The 17,216-nt window shown below is 48.9% G+C and carries 13 protein-coding genes; all 13 read left to right on the top strand.

The features are described from left to right. Nucleotides 1–3 precede the first annotated feature (3 nt). The 13 genes from Q1V85_RS00105 to Q1V85_RS00045 all read left to right on the top strand — a co-directional run bounded on the left by Q1V85_RS00105 (nucleotide 4) and on the right by Q1V85_RS00045 (nucleotide 17,208). A complete protein-coding gene (locus tag Q1V85_RS00105; RefSeq protein ID WP_300596169.1) occupies nucleotides 4–1,506 on the top strand; it encodes a RagB/SusD family nutrient uptake outer membrane protein in 1,503 nt (500 codons plus the stop codon). A gap of 18 nt (nucleotides 1,507–1,524) precedes the next feature. Next, entirely contained in the window at nucleotides 1,525–2,568 is a 1,044-nt protein-coding gene (locus tag Q1V85_RS00100) for a fasciclin domain-containing protein (protein ID WP_300596167.1), read from the top strand. A 5-nt stretch (nucleotides 2,569–2,573) separates the two neighbouring features. Beyond that, nucleotides 2,574–3,632: a DUF5007 domain-containing protein gene (locus tag Q1V85_RS00095; RefSeq protein ID WP_300596165.1), complete on the top strand. Its 1,059-nt coding sequence runs from the start codon at nucleotides 2,574–2,576 to the stop codon at nucleotides 3,630–3,632. 21 nt (nucleotides 3,633–3,653) lie between these two features. Further along, a complete protein-coding gene (locus Q1V85_RS00090) occupies nucleotides 3,654–6,827 on the top strand; it encodes a SusC/RagA family TonB-linked outer membrane protein (RefSeq protein WP_300596164.1) in 3,174 nt (1,057 codons plus the stop codon). A 32-nt stretch (nucleotides 6,828–6,859) separates the two neighbouring features. Next, complete coding sequence (locus Q1V85_RS00085) at nucleotides 6,860–8,350, top strand: RagB/SusD family nutrient uptake outer membrane protein (protein WP_300596162.1); 1,491 nt, start codon at nucleotides 6,860–6,862, stop codon at nucleotides 8,348–8,350. Nucleotides 8,351–8,399: 49 nt separating this feature from the next. Then, nucleotides 8,400–9,086 carry a hypothetical protein gene (locus tag Q1V85_RS00080; RefSeq protein WP_300596160.1) on the top strand — a complete coding sequence of 229 codons (687 nt, stop codon included), beginning with the start codon at nucleotides 8,400–8,402 and terminating at the stop codon, nucleotides 9,084–9,086. Nucleotides 9,087–9,134: 48 nt separating this feature from the next. Next, complete coding sequence (locus Q1V85_RS00075; RefSeq protein ID WP_300596158.1) at nucleotides 9,135–10,724, top strand: DUF5008 domain-containing protein; 1,590 nt, start codon at nucleotides 9,135–9,137, stop codon at nucleotides 10,722–10,724. 25 nt (nucleotides 10,725–10,749) lie between these two features. Continuing rightward, nucleotides 10,750–12,435: a LamG-like jellyroll fold domain-containing protein gene (locus Q1V85_RS00070; RefSeq protein WP_300596156.1), complete on the top strand. Its 1,686-nt coding sequence runs from the start codon at nucleotides 10,750–10,752 to the stop codon at nucleotides 12,433–12,435. 97 nt (nucleotides 12,436–12,532) lie between these two features. Next, the gene (locus Q1V85_RS00065; protein ID WP_300596154.1) at nucleotides 12,533–12,934 is read left to right on the top strand and encodes a hypothetical protein; all 402 of its coding nucleotides are present in this window, start codon (nucleotides 12,533–12,535) and stop codon (nucleotides 12,932–12,934) included. Between the two features lie 24 nt (nucleotides 12,935–12,958). Then, nucleotides 12,959–14,041, top strand: a complete 1,083-nt coding sequence (locus tag Q1V85_RS00060) for a hypothetical protein (RefSeq protein ID WP_300596152.1) — start codon at nucleotides 12,959–12,961, stop codon at nucleotides 14,039–14,041. 42 nt (nucleotides 14,042–14,083) lie between these two features. Then, nucleotides 14,084–15,175: a zinc-binding dehydrogenase gene (locus Q1V85_RS00055; protein ID WP_300596150.1), complete on the top strand. Its 1,092-nt coding sequence runs from the start codon at nucleotides 14,084–14,086 to the stop codon at nucleotides 15,173–15,175. 131 nt (nucleotides 15,176–15,306) lie between these two features. Beyond that, nucleotides 15,307–16,563 (top strand): MFS transporter, encoded by a 1,257-nt coding sequence (locus Q1V85_RS00050; RefSeq protein ID WP_300596148.1) that lies wholly within the window; start codon nucleotides 15,307–15,309, stop codon nucleotides 16,561–16,563. 42 nt (nucleotides 16,564–16,605) lie between these two features. Continuing rightward, nucleotides 16,606–17,208, top strand: a complete 603-nt coding sequence (locus Q1V85_RS00045) for a GNAT family N-acetyltransferase (RefSeq protein WP_300596146.1) — start codon at nucleotides 16,606–16,608, stop codon at nucleotides 17,206–17,208. The last annotated feature ends 8 nt before the right edge of the window (nucleotides 17,209–17,216 follow it).

Below are 17,216 nucleotides of genomic sequence, written 5' to 3'. Positions count from 1 at the left end.
TTTATGAGACCGTACAATATTCTATGGCTTTTTTTGACCGTTCTTTTCGTGCGCTGCGGAAAGGAACTGGATCTGCCTTCGCGCCATCAGGTGCCTGAAAATAATATGTGGCAGCAACGCAATGATGCCCGCTCGGGGGTTTTTGCCACCTATGGATTAATGCGTGCCGCCCTGGCGAATGAAAATGCATTTTTTGCTTATGGAGAACTAAGGGCCGGCAATTTCAGAGCCTCCAGTCGCGCCGACATCAGTGCCGTAACCACACAGCAGCTTAATGCTAATTTCGCCACCCTGGAAGAGTGGAAGGATTGGCGCCGCTTTTATGCCGTTATCGCACAGGCCAATCTTTGCCTGCAAAAACTGCCACAGGTGCTTGAAAAAGATTTCCGTTACAACGAACAAAATATGAAGGTGGATATGGCTTCGGTGCGCTTTCTACGGGCCCTGGCTTACTTCTACATTGTACGTATCTGGGGCGATGCACCGTTGATTGCAGATGTGGTGGATGGCAATTTCTCAGGTCGCGCCAGGGATCCGCAATCAAAAATACTGGATTTTGTAGAGCAGGAATTCATCGCAGCATCAGCAAACCTTCCGTGGAATTATGACGGCAGCCAGCCGGAGCAGATCGGCATCTATTACGACCAGGCGGGTAGCTTCTGGCTTTCCTGCATTGCCTCCAAGGCGGCCTGTTATGCCATGCTGGCACACCTATATGCCTGGAGGGGCGACTATGCTTCCTGTGAGTCCAATGCAAGATTGGTATATGAAAATACAAGCCTTGGGAAGTATTCATTTACATCCGCATCCACGCTTACTGCCGAAACCGGAGGCGTATTCAGCGCATTGGGCAACGGCGTTATTTTTTCCCTTACCGCAGATGCGCGCTACCAGGAATCTTCGGCAAAGGGGCACCTCGAAGACTGGACGCTGAGCGCGCCGCTGATTGATAAAACCGTTCCGGATGTATATGTACCGGCCGATTCTGTATTGCAGATCTTTAATGAGCCCAATGACCAGCGTTTTGCCATCAGCCCGGCGGGAGTGGTAAGCGGTGGGTATTTTCAGAACTTTACCAACCCTGTGCCCATGTTCAGTAAAATAAAAGCCCGCACATTTACCCAGCAGCCCTTGTTTAATAATTTTCAGTCGGCCATTGTTGTTACCCGCTATGAAGATATTGTATTGTTAAGAGCCGAAGCCCTGTATTATCTCAATGATCTGAACAATGCAGTGGTGTACCTGAATGCCGTACGTACCCGGCGCGGACTTGCCGAATTCAACCTGCAGACAGGCGGCAGTCTGCTCAATGCTATTTTAAAAGAGCGGCAGCGGGAATTGCTGGGAGAGGGGCAGCGTTGGTTTGACCTGGTTCGTAACCGTCAGGCCCACCTGTATGCTGGTTTGTCGAAGGATCAAATAGCGCAGGGAGCAGCGTTGTGGCCCCTTTCTAAAAATACACTGGCCAATAATACGGCCGTTCAACAAAACAGTTACTGGAAATAATATTCAATCTTAATAACAATGAATACGGCAAAATATTATTACATCCTCTGCCTGCTGTCGGTTGTGATGAGCCTGTCCTGCAAAAAGGATAATGCCTACAGGAATGATGAGCCCGGGGGCAGTAAACTTCCATATAATGTATATGAGTACCTGCAGCGGCAGGGACAGGGTTTCGATTCACTGCTTTTTATTATTAACCGGTCGGGCTTAAAAGATACCCTTGCTTCCCAGAATGTGACCTTCTTTATTCCTTCAGATGCCAGCATCAGGAGTGCCCTGGTAAATTACAACAACCGCCGCAGCGGACAGGGGCTTGCGCCGGTGGGGCTTAAAGACATTGATAGCTCTTCATTGCGTCAGTTGCTGGAATATTATATGGTAAGAGGGAGCTGGACGGCCGGCGCCATTGCTGAAAACAGGGATGGCTTATACCTGCGTACCGTGGGCGACCGCAGCATCAACGTAGCGCAGCGAACCACCAATGCAGAAGGCGTGGCCTATGGTGGCAGCCAGGTGTTGAAGTACAGCTTCACCTATAGCTCTAAATGGGAGGAAGACTGGTCCAGCAGCCGCACCAGCACTACCGATATCCGGCTTTCCAATGGCGTGGCACATGTGCTGGAACCGGGCCATATTTTTGGTTTTGGAACCTTTCATATCCGTGCCGCAGAACGCCAGAATTACTGGAGCGACTATTATTACTATTCTTCCGGTACCCTGTATTTTCCCAATGAAACCAATCGCGCCTGGGGACCGCTGGCTACAGCAGCCTTAAGGAACGGGAAACGGGTAACGGCCGTTTCGGCCAATGAAGTGATCATGGACGGGGCCGATTATATTGGCGATCCCCTGTATAAAATAAAGATCACCCTCGACAGCCGGGACAGTGTAACGGCCATCGTACCTGCAACGGCCCAGGCAGACCCTACACTTAAAAAACATGGTCCCAGCTATTTTGACCGCAACAAATTTACATTATACCTCGATTATCAGTACGACCGAACCAGTTCGCCGGCCGGTTCCCGCATCATTATAGAAGAAGTAAAACTCAATAAAAACTAATGGGCATGAACAAAAAACGCAATTATCTTTTAAGTGCTGTACTGGTACTGGCAATGGTTGCCGGGTGTAAAAAGACACCGCCTGTAACAGCGTATCTCAGCCCCAGGGTTAGTTTTGCTACCGATACTTATACCCCCGTTTTAGGTAGAAACCTTCTTGTGCTAACGCAGTTCAACGCGGATAAATCCAGCTATCTCCTCAACTTTGAGTTGCAGAACCTGCGGCGGGCCAACGGTGCACCTGCTCCGGAGCTTACAGCCCTTGTTACGGTAAAGGACTGGATAGAACGCTATACCGGCCTGGAAACTTCCCTGGCTGAAATTGAGGCCAAGCGGCAGCAGGTGCAAAAGCCTTATTTTACCATCCGTCCCGGCTCCGGCGACCTGGTTTTTGCAGCGGCTTCTTCTGCAGTGATTCATGGAAAACCGGATACAGATTCCCTCTATCTTTTTGATATTAATGTGTCTAATAATACCGGCGCCAGTAAATTGTTTGCTAACCAGAAACTGATTCCGTATAAGGAAATACCCTACGAACCTTTTGAGTACAATAAAGAAACGCGTAAACCGCTTACCGAAAATTTTCAAACCTATCCGCCGGGGAATACGACTTCAATTACGGTTCCCAAACAGGTACGGTTAACCACTGCCACCAATCTCTATTATACCACCGATAGCATCCTGCAACCCTATATGGCTGCGGTGTATTTCAGGAAAACAGGAAACGGCAGTTCGCTTACATTCCGTTTCTTAAATCAGGATTCGCTGCCGATTAACCCCGCCAAATTCAGCAATACCAGGTGGACGGAACTGGTGCACGGGTTCAATATGCAAATGACAAGCAGCTATGTGAAGTATGATGCTGCCTATCCTATACCGCTTACGCCCATTACCACCAAGTATGCTTCGGGCGGACTGGCCAAAATATTATTTGAGTATCCCCGCAGGGGTTTTGGCAATACCCTGCGCAATGGCGTGTTTGGTCTTAATTTTTCCATATACGAACCGGGAGACTGGGAGATTGTCTTTCATTTCAAAAAGAACCTGAAGTTTGAGAACGATTAATAACTGCGAACAACAAAAGATATGAACGGAACGATACACAGATCCATGGCCTGCTTGTTCCTGCTTGGCATTTTAGGGCTTGGCCGGTTACATGGTCAAACCATAAAAGCCTCGGGCAGGGTAATCGCTGCAGACAACAAAGAACCCTTAAGTGGCGCCACTATTACCGCCTGGAAGGGTCGGCCACTGAAAGCGCTCATTACCACCGATCAGCTGGGTAATTTTAGTGTACAGCTTAAACCGGGAGAAGAAATCGAAGTGTCTTATGCCGGGTTTCTTACAGCCCGGAAGGCAGCTTCAGATACCCTTTTGTTTGAGTTGGAACGATCCTCCAGTGATATGAACCAGGTGGTGGTAGTGGGGTATCAGCGCAAGCAAAAGGAAACGATTACCGGCGCCATTACGCGTATTACGGCAGATGATATCAAAGACATTCCTTCGGCCAACCTGGAGGAGCTGATGCAGGGCCGGGTGGCAGGGCTGAATGTGCAGATGAATACCGGAGCCCCGGGCTTCAGGGGCGCGGCTACCATACGGGGGCTTTCCAGTATCGGAGCTACCGGCAGCGGCGATAATGCCTACGTAAATGCCAACTCACCCCTGTACATTGTAGACGGGGTGCCCATTGATGCCGATGCCGGTTTTGAATATGGTTTTCAATCCATTGGCCCCGGTACCAGCCCGCTTTCCCTCATTCCTGTAGAAGATATCGAAACCGTGGATGTAATGCTCGATGCCCAGGCTGCATCACTCTATGGCTCACGCGGAGCTAACGGGGTAATTGTAATCACCACCAAAAAGGGAAAATCAAAAATACCCATCATCACTTATGTAGGCAATTACTTTATGAATACCGTGCCGCCGCTGCGGAATACCATCGGGGGCCAGGAAGAACGGTTGCTGCGGGTGAATACGGTGTATAATAATGGTGATTACGGATATATCTACCAGATCAACAAACAGCCCTTTATTTCAGATAGTCTCAATCCTTTTTATAACAACGCAACCAACTGGCAGGGGATTTATTACACACCTACCTACAATCATTCGCACAACGTTTCCGTTGCCGGCGGGGATCAGGCACTGAATTATAAAGCCAATGTGAACTATTATTCTGAAAGGGGCGTGATCCGGAATACCGGCTTTGATCGCTATGCCGCTACCATGAGCTTAGGTTTCAATCCCAACGAAAAGTTCAGGATCAATGCACAGGTTTTTGCGGCCATTGGTAACAAACTCAAGGGCAGCGGCAACGGGCTTACTGAAGTAGGGGCCGGATCCAATGTGGCATCCTCATTGCTGCCCGGGCCTTCCTTTTTCCTCGATGTGTCCCAGTTTTCCGGTGCCATCTATAGTACCAATGATGCAAAAACACATAATTTCCGCTCTTTTGTAGACGCGTCCTATGAGGTCATAAAGAATGTGCGGCTGAGTTCCAATACCAGTTACGATTATACTATGGACAGTGAAGACTTTTTTAAACCGGCTGCTGCAGATGCCAATCGCACCCGTCTCTATGGTTTTTCGGCACGCCGTTCCAGTTTGTATAATCGCAGCCAGATCAACTACACCGAAACGTATCATGATAAGCATACCATTTATGCCTCTGTATTCAGTGAGTTAACAGTAGATAACAGTACTGGTTATGTGATCGAAAACCGCAATGGTCCCAACGATTCTTACTGGGGACCTTTTGGCTACAACTCCTGGTACTCTAACTACGCCGGAGTACAATACAACAGCGGCCCGGGTACCAATGAATACAAAACCACGCATACCATTGCGGCAGCCGCAAACCTGCAATACAACTTCATGAAAAAATATGTGATCGATTTTAGCTACCGGCAGGACGGAAGCTCTTACGCAGGAGCTAATAACCGCTGGGCACGGAATCCCTCCATGGGCTTGCGCTGGAATATCGAGAAGGAGCGGTTTATGGAAAACGTAAAATGGGTAACTGCAGCCGATCTGCGTTTTACCTATGGGATCAATCTGCGCCCCACATCAAATATTTATGCTTCTCAGGGACAGTTTGGCGTAAGAGGCGCCTATAACAATGTAGTGCGCATCGGACCAATATTGGGATACCTGCCCAACCCCGATCTGCGGCCGGAGCGCGTGGAAACCAAGAACCTGGGGGGCGATTTCTATTTGTTTGCCAACAGGATCGGCCTTTCTTTTAACCTGTACGAAAAGAATATTGATGACCTGATTTATGAAACCCCGCTGGCCGATGCAACGGGTTTTCAAAAAACATTTTCCAATGATGCAGCCCTTACAAACAGAGGACTTGAGGTTTCGCTCACCTTTCGGCCCGCCCGTCCCGGAAAAGATTTTAACTGGAACGTATATGTAAACGGATCGGCCATCAAGCAGATCGTACGCCGTTTGCCGGGGAATGCCCTGGTTTGGTACAGCGATAATAATTCGGTTATTGCCCGTGTAGGCGCGGGACAAAACAACTACCTGCTGATATCGCAGGGGGTGTTTGCGGCCAACAAAGAGGTGCCGGTAGACCCCGTAACCGGTCTGGGATTGCGCAATGGGTATAGCAGTTCCTATTTTCAGGCAGGCGATATCCACTTTAAAGATGTGGATGGTAACTATGTAATTGATGGAAACGATCTGCAGGTAGGCGGCAGCTTTGAACCGGTGTTTACCGGGGGCTTTGGCGGTATGCTGATGTATAAAAACTTTAACCTTACCGTAAGCGGATCGCTGCTGATGAAACGTACCCTGCGCAATAACGCACTTTCTCAACGGTTGCGCAATTACCAGGATCCGCTTGAATTGAAGGATGAAAACGGGGATGGTGTTGTAGATGCACCGGCTACGTTTGTAGATATCAGCGACGTGGATTATTACCGGCTGGGACATACCAATGCCCGGTATCCCAATCCTTTCCTGGTGAACACCGGTACGGAATCTTTAAGAGACGGACAAAGCCTGTTTGAAGAGGATGGCTCCTATGTAAAATTCAACAGTGCCACCCTTGGTTATAATTTCAATAAAACCTGGCTTACCAACATGCTGAAACTTCGGAATGCAAGGCTGTATGTGACCATAAAAAATCCCTTCCTGATATCCCGCTACTCGGGCCCCAATCCAGAAACGGTAAACAGCCTGGGGCGTGATTACCTGGGTAATTATCCCAATACCCGGGCTTATACCATCGGGATGAATGTGGAGTTCTAAAACTGAATTGTAAAAAAATAAATGATAGATACATGAAGAGGTTGCATCAATTATTATTCCTGCTGTTACTGGTATCGGCCGCTGCATCCTGCAAGAAGTTTTTGAATGTGGAGCCGGCAGACCGTACCGGATCGAACTCTTTCTGGAAAACCCGGGAAGATGTAGAAGCAGCGGTGATCAATTGTTACGGATTCCTGTTCCAGAAGTTCAATGATTTTAACTCGCCGGTGATTCCCGCCGTAGGCGATATGCGTTGCGGCGGTATCGCGGGCAGTATTGCTTCGGGTCAGCTGGGCCAGGGTTTTTATACCCTGTCGCAAAACGATCTCTCCAATACCACCAACCTGGGTGTACCGGAACGATATCATCTGAACGATATTGATGATTGGGGGCCTTATTTCGAATCCATTGCCAATTGCAACATCACGCTTTCGGAAATTGAGAAAATGAAAACGCTTACCGAAGCGGAAAAAAAACGGTATGTTGCAGAAGTAAAATTTGTACGGGCCTTTACCTATTTTTATATCTGCCGGTTGTATGGCGATGTACCTTTTTATACCCTGCCCTACGATAAAACGCCCAGACCCCGTACTTCTTTTATTACCATTTTTAATACATTGATTGCAGAGCTGGATGCGGTGAAGGATGACCTTAACTGGACGGCCACCAACCCATCCGACCTGGGCGTGCGCGCCTGCAGGGGATCGGTATACACCTTAATTGCACATATGAATATGTGGCTGGCGGGTTTTGATAAGGCCAACCAGGCAAAATACTGGAAGGATGCGGCAGAAAAGTGCCAGGCTGTAAAAAACAGCGGAGCCTTTGAATTATTACCCATTGAGGAAACCAAGCGCATTTTTAAAGGAAAGACCAAGGAAAGTATTTTTGAGTTTGAGCTCAACCGCAATTATGGCAATACATCCCTGTACGTAAACCTGGGACAATGGATGACGCATTCACCGATTGTGGACTATGGAGCAAACAGTGACTTATATTTTGTACGGCCATTAATGGAACGTATTTATCCGCCAAGCCTGCCCGATAAAAGAAGAGATACCTGGTTCTACCTGCCTTATAGCAATAACCAAACCTTTATGTTCTTAAAACAGATCAATGTGGCTGATCCTACGGGCTACTGGAGTTTTGAGGATAACCTGATGGTCTTCCGTTATGCTGATGTACTGTTGCTGGGGGCAGAAGCCCTGGCAAACCTGGGTACCAACAATACGGAAGCCATCAGTATGTTAAATACGGTGCGCACCCGGGCCGGTACGCCGCTGTTTGTTGCCGGGGCCGAAGATCTGAAGGATGCGGTTTTCTGGGAACGCCAAAAAGAGCTCATAGGGGAAGGCCACCGCTGGTACGATTTTGTACGCACCGGGCGGGTAACGGATCCCAACCAGATCATTACCTATTTGACCCAGGATCAGTTTGACCGCGGAGCCTGGACCTGGCCCATTGATGCAAAGGCCCGGCAAAATAACCCGGAGATCGTGCTCAACCTGTATTGGGTACGGTAACGAACCTGTAGTAAACTATAAATCGTGATCGTGTAAAAATAATAGTTCGATGAAAAAAAATCCACTGATCGTTTATCTATGTGTGCTGTTGGCCCTGGCTGCATGTAACAAGAAGGAGTATTTTAAAGATACCGGTTTGCAGTCTGGTGTTTTCAAGGAAGATATATACGAATTCCTCCAGCAGCGGCCCTTCCTGTTCGACTCACTGGTACAGGTCATTGACCGGGCTGGTATGAAGTCGGTGCTTCAGAATGAATCGGTGACTTTTTTTGCGCCACCCGACCGCTCCCTGATGTTATTGATGAATGCAGTGAACGGCAATCGTTACGCGCAGGGAAAAGACAGCCTTCGCATTTCCGATATACCGGGTGATATCTGGCGGAAGTATTTAGCCCGTTATATTTTTAAAGGCCGCTACATGATGAACGACATCAGCCGTGTCGATTTTGCAAGGGCAGCACTGTACCCCGGTCAGAATATCGAATCTTACGACGGCTATATTATGAATATGGGTGTGGTATACGGTGCCTATTCGGGTACACAGGATGTGGGCCCCCGTACCATCTGGCTTTCAGCTATAGGAGATAATCTTACGGATCTGGCAAAAGCACTTACGGAGCCGGTAGCTACATCCAACCTGCAACCTAAGAACGGCGTGATGCACGCATTGGCCGGCACTGCCTTTTTTGCCTATGGTTCCGACTTCGAATCGGTGGTGAATGATAATGTGCCGTAGCGGCAGACCGAAATGGTGTGATGTTTAAAAATGATTTAAAGTACAATTATGTATAAAACGAATTATATCCTGTTTTTCCTGAGCTGCTGTCTGCTATGGGCCTGCCGTAAAGAAACAGCGCTGGGAACCTATCCCTACGGATCGGACAAAGAACCGCTGAATGTAAAGCTGAGCACAGAAACCCTGCGGCCTTCTGTAAGTGCCCCGGGCAGTACCGTAACGCTTTATGGATCGGGTTTCTCCAAATATAAAAAGGAAGAGCTGCTGGTGCGGTTTAACGGGGAACCTTCAGAAGTGCTTACGGTATCCGATACGCGCTTAGAGGTAAAAGTACCGGTAAGGGCCAGCAGTGGCATGATCACGCTTACGATCAATAAGCAGGTATTGCCCGGTCCGCAGCAACAGATCAGCGGCCCGGTATCGATCGATGCCACTTTTAAATCCTTCCCCGGTGCCAGTGGCGGAAGTGTGGCTGGCATCCGTTTTCAGGATGACGGTAAATATGTGATCGTGGGTAATTTCAGCGACTATGATAATTCCGGCGAGGCCGACGGGATGAACGGGATGGCGCGGCTGAACTCCGATGGTTCCATAGACCGAAGTTTCAAAACGCGCCGGGGATTTTTGGGAGGATATGTGCGCGACGCCTTGCCATTGCCGGACGGGCGCTACCTGGTTGCCGGCAGTTTTAGCAGCTATCGCAACCGCTTTCTGGGCCGGGTACAAAATATGATTACCCTGAACGCGGATGGTTCTCCGGATACGGCACTGGTACGATACAACGGTCTTGAGCGGGTGGATACCGTTCCGGTGTTTGCCCTCGGATTTGATGCTCCGGTATCGGCCCTGCACCGGCAAACCGATGGTAAAATTGTACTCACCGGCTCTTTCCGTCAGGTGTTCCGGAAAAACTATGGAGGTCTTTCTTCCGATGGTAAGCGGGATTCGGTACGTGTAGACACCCTGCATATTAATTACCTGGCCCGGCTGAATGCCGATCTTACCATCGATACCACTTATAACTACGACCGCCTGCTTCCTGCAGGAAAACCTGCGGTAAACGGAAGCATTCTCGATTCGTATCTCAATAGTGCCGACCAGCTGATGATTGCAGGATCTTTTACTACCTTCAATGGTGCTGCCGCGGTGCGTCTGGCGCGGCTGGATACACTGGGCGCATTGGATCCCTCCTTTAACGTAAGTACCGGGCCGGATAATACCGTTTCTTCCATCAATCAGTTGCCAGATGGCAGGGTAGTAGCCGCCGGCTATTTTGTAAATGTAGCAGGTAAACCCGCTAAAAAGGTGGCGTTGTTTACAGCTACCGGAGCCCTGGACAACAGTTTTGACCCCGGCGAAAGCACAGTGGGCTCACTGATGCATACCCGGGTATTGGATAATGGAAAGATACTGGTTAGCGGTTTCTTTGATATGTTCCAGGGGTATAAGCGGGATGGGGTAGCGATCCTTGAACCCGACGGAAAATTAAGCGCCACGTATAATAATTTCGGTGGCTTTAAGAATGGGTTTGTAACAGCATCGGCACCCCTTGCCGGGCGTAATTCCCTTGTGCTGGTAGGGGCATTTACCGCCTTTGATCTCAAGTCACTGTCGGGTATCGTTAAATTGAAATATTGATCGGATTATATAAATTCTTGAGCATATGAACAAACTAAAGTTCGGTATAAAGGCAGCAGGCATGGGGCTGATGATAATGGCAACGCTGTTGCAGGGCTGTAATAAACCGGTGCTGGCAGATCAAACAGGGATAGGAGGGGCTCCGCAAATCAGTCTGAAAAAGAAAAAGACCCTGTTGATTGTATTGGATGGCGCCGTAGGTGCTGCTGTTGAAGAAGCCAATCTTCCAACGATCAAAAAAATGCTGGATAACAGTGTGTATAGTTTCTATGGGCTCATTGATACGATCAGTAATGATGGCACTACCTGGGCCGACTTGGTAACGGGCACCCGTTTGAACAAACACAATGTAAAAACAGAAAGCTTTGCTTCGGCCAACTTTGTACAATATCCTAGTTTTCTGAAGCGGCTAAAGGATAATGATAAACAATTCCGGGCGGTGGCGTTTACGACGCTGCCCCTGCTGGCTACGGGGTTGTTTGGTGCAGAAATGGAAAAGCATCAGCACCTGCCGGATAATGATCTTGCCGCTAAAGATTCAACGGTTAACCGGTTAAAGTCCAATGATGCGGACCTCCTGCTTGTGGATTTTTCATTGGCAGAGCGTGTCGGGAAAACCTACGGTTTCGGTACCGGTATAACGCAATACCGCACGGCATTGCAAACCCTGGATAGCTATATTGATGAGATGATTTATACCCTTCAACACCGGGATACCTATGAAAAAGAAGACTGGTTGGTTGTGGTTACCTCTACCCACGGAGGCAAACCGGATGGAAGCTATGGCGGCAATGCCAGTCAGGACCGGAATGTATTCAGTATTTATTACAGTCCCAATCTGAAAAAAACGGCCATCCCGCGTCCGTTGATCAACCTTCCCTATGAAGGGAATTTTATGTATTTCTCTAATCCTGGTAACCGGTATACGCAAACCAGCAACCCGGCCTATAAACTGGGCAGTCAGAATTTTACCGTTGAATTCCGGGTGAAAAGTGCAGGGGGAACGAGCGATCCTGCCTTTATCAGCAATAAGGACTGGAATAGTGGTGCCAACCCCGGTTGGGCAATTTTCAGAACCAATAATTCCAATACCTGGGGCATTAACCTGGCCAACCAGGCGCGATCCCGAAAAGACCTTACCGTTATCGGGATTATCGGAGATAATAAATGGCATATGCTTTCGGCTTCCTTTAACCGCACGGGGCTTTTATCTGCTTACCAGGATGGTGTGTTGTCAAAAACAGCAGATATCTCCTCTATTTCATCCAGTAGTGTGGATGGTCCTTATCCACTGGTAGTGGGCGACGATGGTACCCGGGTTTATAATGGTAGTGGTACCGGTAGTATTAACAGTTATATTACAAATGTGCGCATCTGGAATACGGTGCTGCCGGCGGATGTAATAAAGGATTGGCAATACCTCGATATTACTTCCAGTCATCCTTTTTATAATAACCTCATCGGGTATTGGAAAATGGACGATGCCAGCGGCACACTTATTAAAGACTATAGTAAAACCGGTGCCGATATGGTGCTTACGGGTAATGCTACCCGTCCTTTTGTTGCGGATATTTTAAACCCCTCCACAGTGGATACCCGCATATTGACACCCGGTTTGATCGATCATTCCTTCCGCATCATGACCTGGATGGGCATGCGGGTCGATTACCAGGCCTGGGCACTGGATGGAAAAGTGTGGAGTGGTAATTAGAGCGGAATATAGCGTACCGGGCTCCGGTATAAACAGAAGCCTGGTTACTCCTTTCAGAAGTTTGGCACACAGTTATTCTTCAATAAAATATACCATTATGAATTTAAAATGCTGGCGTAACCAAGTAATGCCTGGCTTTTTTCTGATCTGTATCACAATTATAGGAGCAGGTTGGATACACACGCCTATTCCTTCTCAAAAAACAAGAAGTAATAAAATTCTAAAAGTATCTACGGAAGGTTGGACAATTATCGGAACCGAAAATGTAACTACCGGAAGTCTCCAGCATGTTTATGAAGCATCCAGTGACGATTACCCCAATGTGGACCCACCGGATTTTTGGGAGATTACTGGTGGTCATATTGTTTTCGATTCCCATGAATGGAAAATATGGGTTGTATGGGATAACCCTGGCACCGGCACTGTTGCTGCATACAGGGCAGATAGTACATTACTTGCTTCAGAAACAGTATACATAACCGGTAACCCTCCTGAATAATTTACTGTAACAAGAACAACAACTATGCGATACATTTTCTGGCTGTTCCTGCTAGCCTCTTTAAACGCAGGAGCACAAAAAAACGAAACCCAGCACATCGTATTCATTTCGGTGGATGGTTACCGCTGGCAGGAATTGTTTAACGGCATGGATAGTTCGCTGGCCAATAAGCGCCAATACCGTAAAACAGACAGTGCGGCGCTTATGGCGAAATACTGGGCCAGTACAGCCGAAGAGCGCCGCGCAAAGCTGATGCCGTTTTTCTGGAACACCATTGCTTCCAAAGGACAGCTTTATGGAAACAGGGATTGGGGCAATTATGTAAACGTGCGCAATGCATACTGGTTCTCCTATCCCGGAAGGGCAGAAACGATCACGGGGTACTATGATTCAAAGATCAATTCAAACGGGTATCCCGATAATCCGAATACGAACCTGTTTGAGTTTATAGAAAAACAAAAAGGCTTCGAGGGAAAGGTAGCGGTGTTTGCCAGCTGGGATGCGGTGGATCGTATTGTGAACCGCCACCGGAATCATCTGCCACTGATCAACCCATACGAAAAAGTGGAGAGCGGCAAGCTTACGGAAGCGCAGGAACTGGCCAACGAGCTGCAGGACTACCTGCCCAAATATTATGGCGATGAAGAACGGTGGGATATGAATACCTATGCCATTGCGAAGAGTTATATCCTGGCCCGCCACCCACGTGTGGTATATATCGATTTCGGTGATCCGGATGTGCTGGCTCATTCCGGCCGTTATGATTTTTACCTGGACGCTGCGCATTATATCGACCAGATGATTGGCAGTTTGTGGAATGCGATGCAGCGGGATCCCTTTTACCGGAACAAAACCACTTTTGTGATTTGTCCGGATCACGGCCGCGGAAGCGGTAAAGACTGGGTAAGCCATGGTACATCCGCCGCCGGATCGAACAATACCTGGCTGGCAGTAATAGGACCCGACACGCCGGCCACCGGTGCTGTTAAAACAAAAATGCAGCTTTACCAGGATCAGTTTGCCCAAACAATGGCCAAGCTGCTGGGGCTCGATTTTAAGGCAGAGCACCCGGTGGGCATGCCCATACCTTCCGTAACAGGCCGGTAAAGCAACGGCAGATAGTAGCTGCAAAAAAATGTTTTTGTTGGAATGATAACCTCTGGTGATTTAATGTTATTTCTTGGACCGGGCAATCCGCTGCAGGCGCATACGGCCCCGCTCCCGGAATTAAAGGTGGGGGAGGTACTGATCCGGAACCGGTTTGTAACCCTTTGCGGCAGCGACCTGCATACCTATAGCGGTAAACGAACCGAAGCCTGCCCGACCGTATTGGGACATGAAGTAGTGGGCGCAGTGGAACGGATAGGTGCTGGCCACTCAGGAATGGATCAGCAGGGCCGTTTACTTTCGGCGGGCGACCTGGTTACCTGGTCGGTTTTTGCAAGTGATCCGGAGTCTTATTATGCCCGCATAGGGATGCCTCAGAAAGGTGAAGGGCTTTTTAAATACGGCCATGCGCAGGTAACGGCAACCGATACTTTTCATGGCGGATTATCTGAATACTGTATATTAAAACCAGGTACGGTCCTGCTGAAGATACCACCAACGCTTCCGTTACCTGTTGCGGCCACCGTAAATTGTGCGCTGGCCACGGCTGCCGGGGCATTGCGGCTGGCAGGTACGGTTACCGGCAAGCGGGTTATGATATTTGGAGACGGGCTGCTGGGACTGAGTTGCGCAGCTATGTGTAAAACGGCGGGTGCTGTTTGGGTGGGCGTAGCTGGCACCAGATCTCGTCGTTTAAAACAGGCGGCTGGCTTTGGAGCGGATGTGGCCTTTGCAGCGGCCTCCGCGTCTTCAGTATGGACAACCATGCAGGAACAATTTCAATGGAAAGGTGTGGATTTGGTTTTTGATATGAGCGGCGCGCCGGAAGCCATGGAGCAGGGGCTGAACCTGCTGGCCATTGGAGGTATTGCCGTTTGGGCCGGTGCCGTTTTTAAGAACAGGCCGGTGCAGGTAGATGCGGAGCAACTGGTACGGCGGCTTATTACCATTAAAGGATTACATAATTACAATACCGATGACCTGGTAACAGCACTGGATTTTGTTACCCGGCACTGGAATCGTTACGCATTTGAAAATGTAGTGGAACGGCAGTTTCAATTGGCGGAGGTCAATGAAGCGTTTGCGTATGCCCTTCGGGAAAAGCCGCTTCGCGTAGGGATCCGGCTGCCGTAGAAAGGGGATTCGATGATGGCCACTGAGTTACAGAAACACTGAATGAAATTGGTTTGGGCTATAAGGAATGATGCATGCGATATTTTTATCCTGAGCCTCTGTGCTTCTGTGGCACCCAATCAGAAAGTTATATGAAAAGAACAAAAACATACCGGGCACAGCAATGGCGCATGTTGTTGGGAACCATGTTCTGTTACCTGTTCTTTTATATGGGCCGGCATAACTTTGGATGGGCCGCAAAAGAAATTACGGAAGACCTGCATATTTCTTATTCGCAGGTGGGATGGATCAATTTCTCCATGCTGATGGGATATGCCATCGGTCAATTGATTAACGGCAACCTGGCCGATCATTACAGTCCGCGAAAGATGGTGCTATGGGGCGGACTGGCTTCGGTAGCAGCTAATTTTGCCATCAGCTTTTCACATTCATATAGCATGATCATGCTATTGTGGACTCTCAATGGTTATTTTCAATCGCTGGCCTGGGCACCCGGAAGCCGGATCATTTCCAACTGGTGGTCCGAAGATGAAAGAGGACGGGCCTTTGGATTGTATACCATGGCCGCCGGTTTTTCAACCGTCCTTACCTTTTTATGCTCCATTATGATGGTACATCAGCATGCTTCCTGGCAGTTGCTGTTTCGCCTGCCGGTTTTGTTTTTGCTGGTGGCCGTAATTGTATTTTACCTCGTCGTAAGGGATCAGCCCTCCGATATAGGGTTACCCAATCTTATACGGGAAATGGAAAAGGCTACAAAAGCCAACTGGAAAGAGACCTATCGGCATGTATTCCGGAACCGCGAATTTATGATGGCCTCGCTGGCCATGGGTTTTGAAAACATGGCACGCTATGGGCTCATCACCTGGGTGCCCGTGCACTACCTGGGCAGCAACTGGCAGCAAAATCCGCAGAACCTTTGGGCCATCCTCTTATTGCCGGTAGGAATGGCCATCGGGGCGCTTTTTTTTGGAACGATTTCGGACCAGTTGCTGAATTATAACCGGCCGGCAGCCATCCGTATAGGGATGCTGGCGAGTGCAGTGGTCACACTGATGATTTGTTTCAGCCCAACCATCAACCTTATAGCGGGTGGTGTGCTGATGTTTACCGCCGGTTTTTTTGTGTATGGGCCGCAATCGGCATTTTGGCTGATGAGTCCTGATCTCCTTACAGAAAAATACATCGGAACCGGCGTGGGAATCATGAACATGTCGGCCTATGTATTTGCCGCCATCGGTGACCCGCTTTGGGGATACCTGATCGACAAAACGGGAAGAACATCCAGTGTGTTTGGGGCTGTAATCATCATTTGCCTGCTTTGTGCCGCCACGATCTCCCGCATCCGTTATAAAGATCAAAAACGCTACCCGGTGGCCGGCATTTGAAGCTGCCGTATCTGACTCCCAAAATGCCAATACCTTTGTGTTATGGTAAAAGCCCAGGAAAAGGACCGGTCTGCCGTTGTAGAGATCCTTACAGAAGCCTTTCAGGATAATAAAAGTGTTCACTACATCATTCCGCAGGATGCAAAACGTCTGCAGCGTATAGCGCTCCTGATGAACTATTCGTTCGATCTATGCATGTTATACGGGGAAGTGTTCCTGAGCGAAGACGGCCGGGGCTGTGCCCTGGTAGTATTCCCCGATAAGAAAAAGACCAGCCTGCAAGCAATGATGCTGGATCTGAAACTGATTCTGGGCGCAACCGGTATCCGCCATGCAATAAGGGCGATGAAACGGGAGGCGGCGCTCCGGGAACGCCAGCCGTCCGGTCCCTTATATTACCTTTGGTTTATTGGTGTACGCCGGGATGCGCAGGGCAGGGGTACGGGAACCGGACTGCTGCAGGAACTGAAACAGCGGGCCCGCAGCACCGGACGGATCTTTTGCCTGGAAACCTCTGCGTTACAAAATATTCCCTGGTATGAAAAGAACGGGTTCCGGATCTATAATGAACTGGATCTTGGATATCCCCTGTATTTTATGAAAGCGGAAGCAAATACGGAAGAAGCGGCATCGGCGTATTTATAACCGGTGAT

The organism is Niabella sp., assembly GCF_030150205.1.
In the GTDB taxonomy this organism is placed as follows: domain Bacteria; phylum Bacteroidota; class Bacteroidia; order Chitinophagales; family Chitinophagaceae; genus Niabella.
Note: the sequence above shows the minus strand (reverse complement) of the source record. Positions and strands in the feature narration are given on the sequence as shown.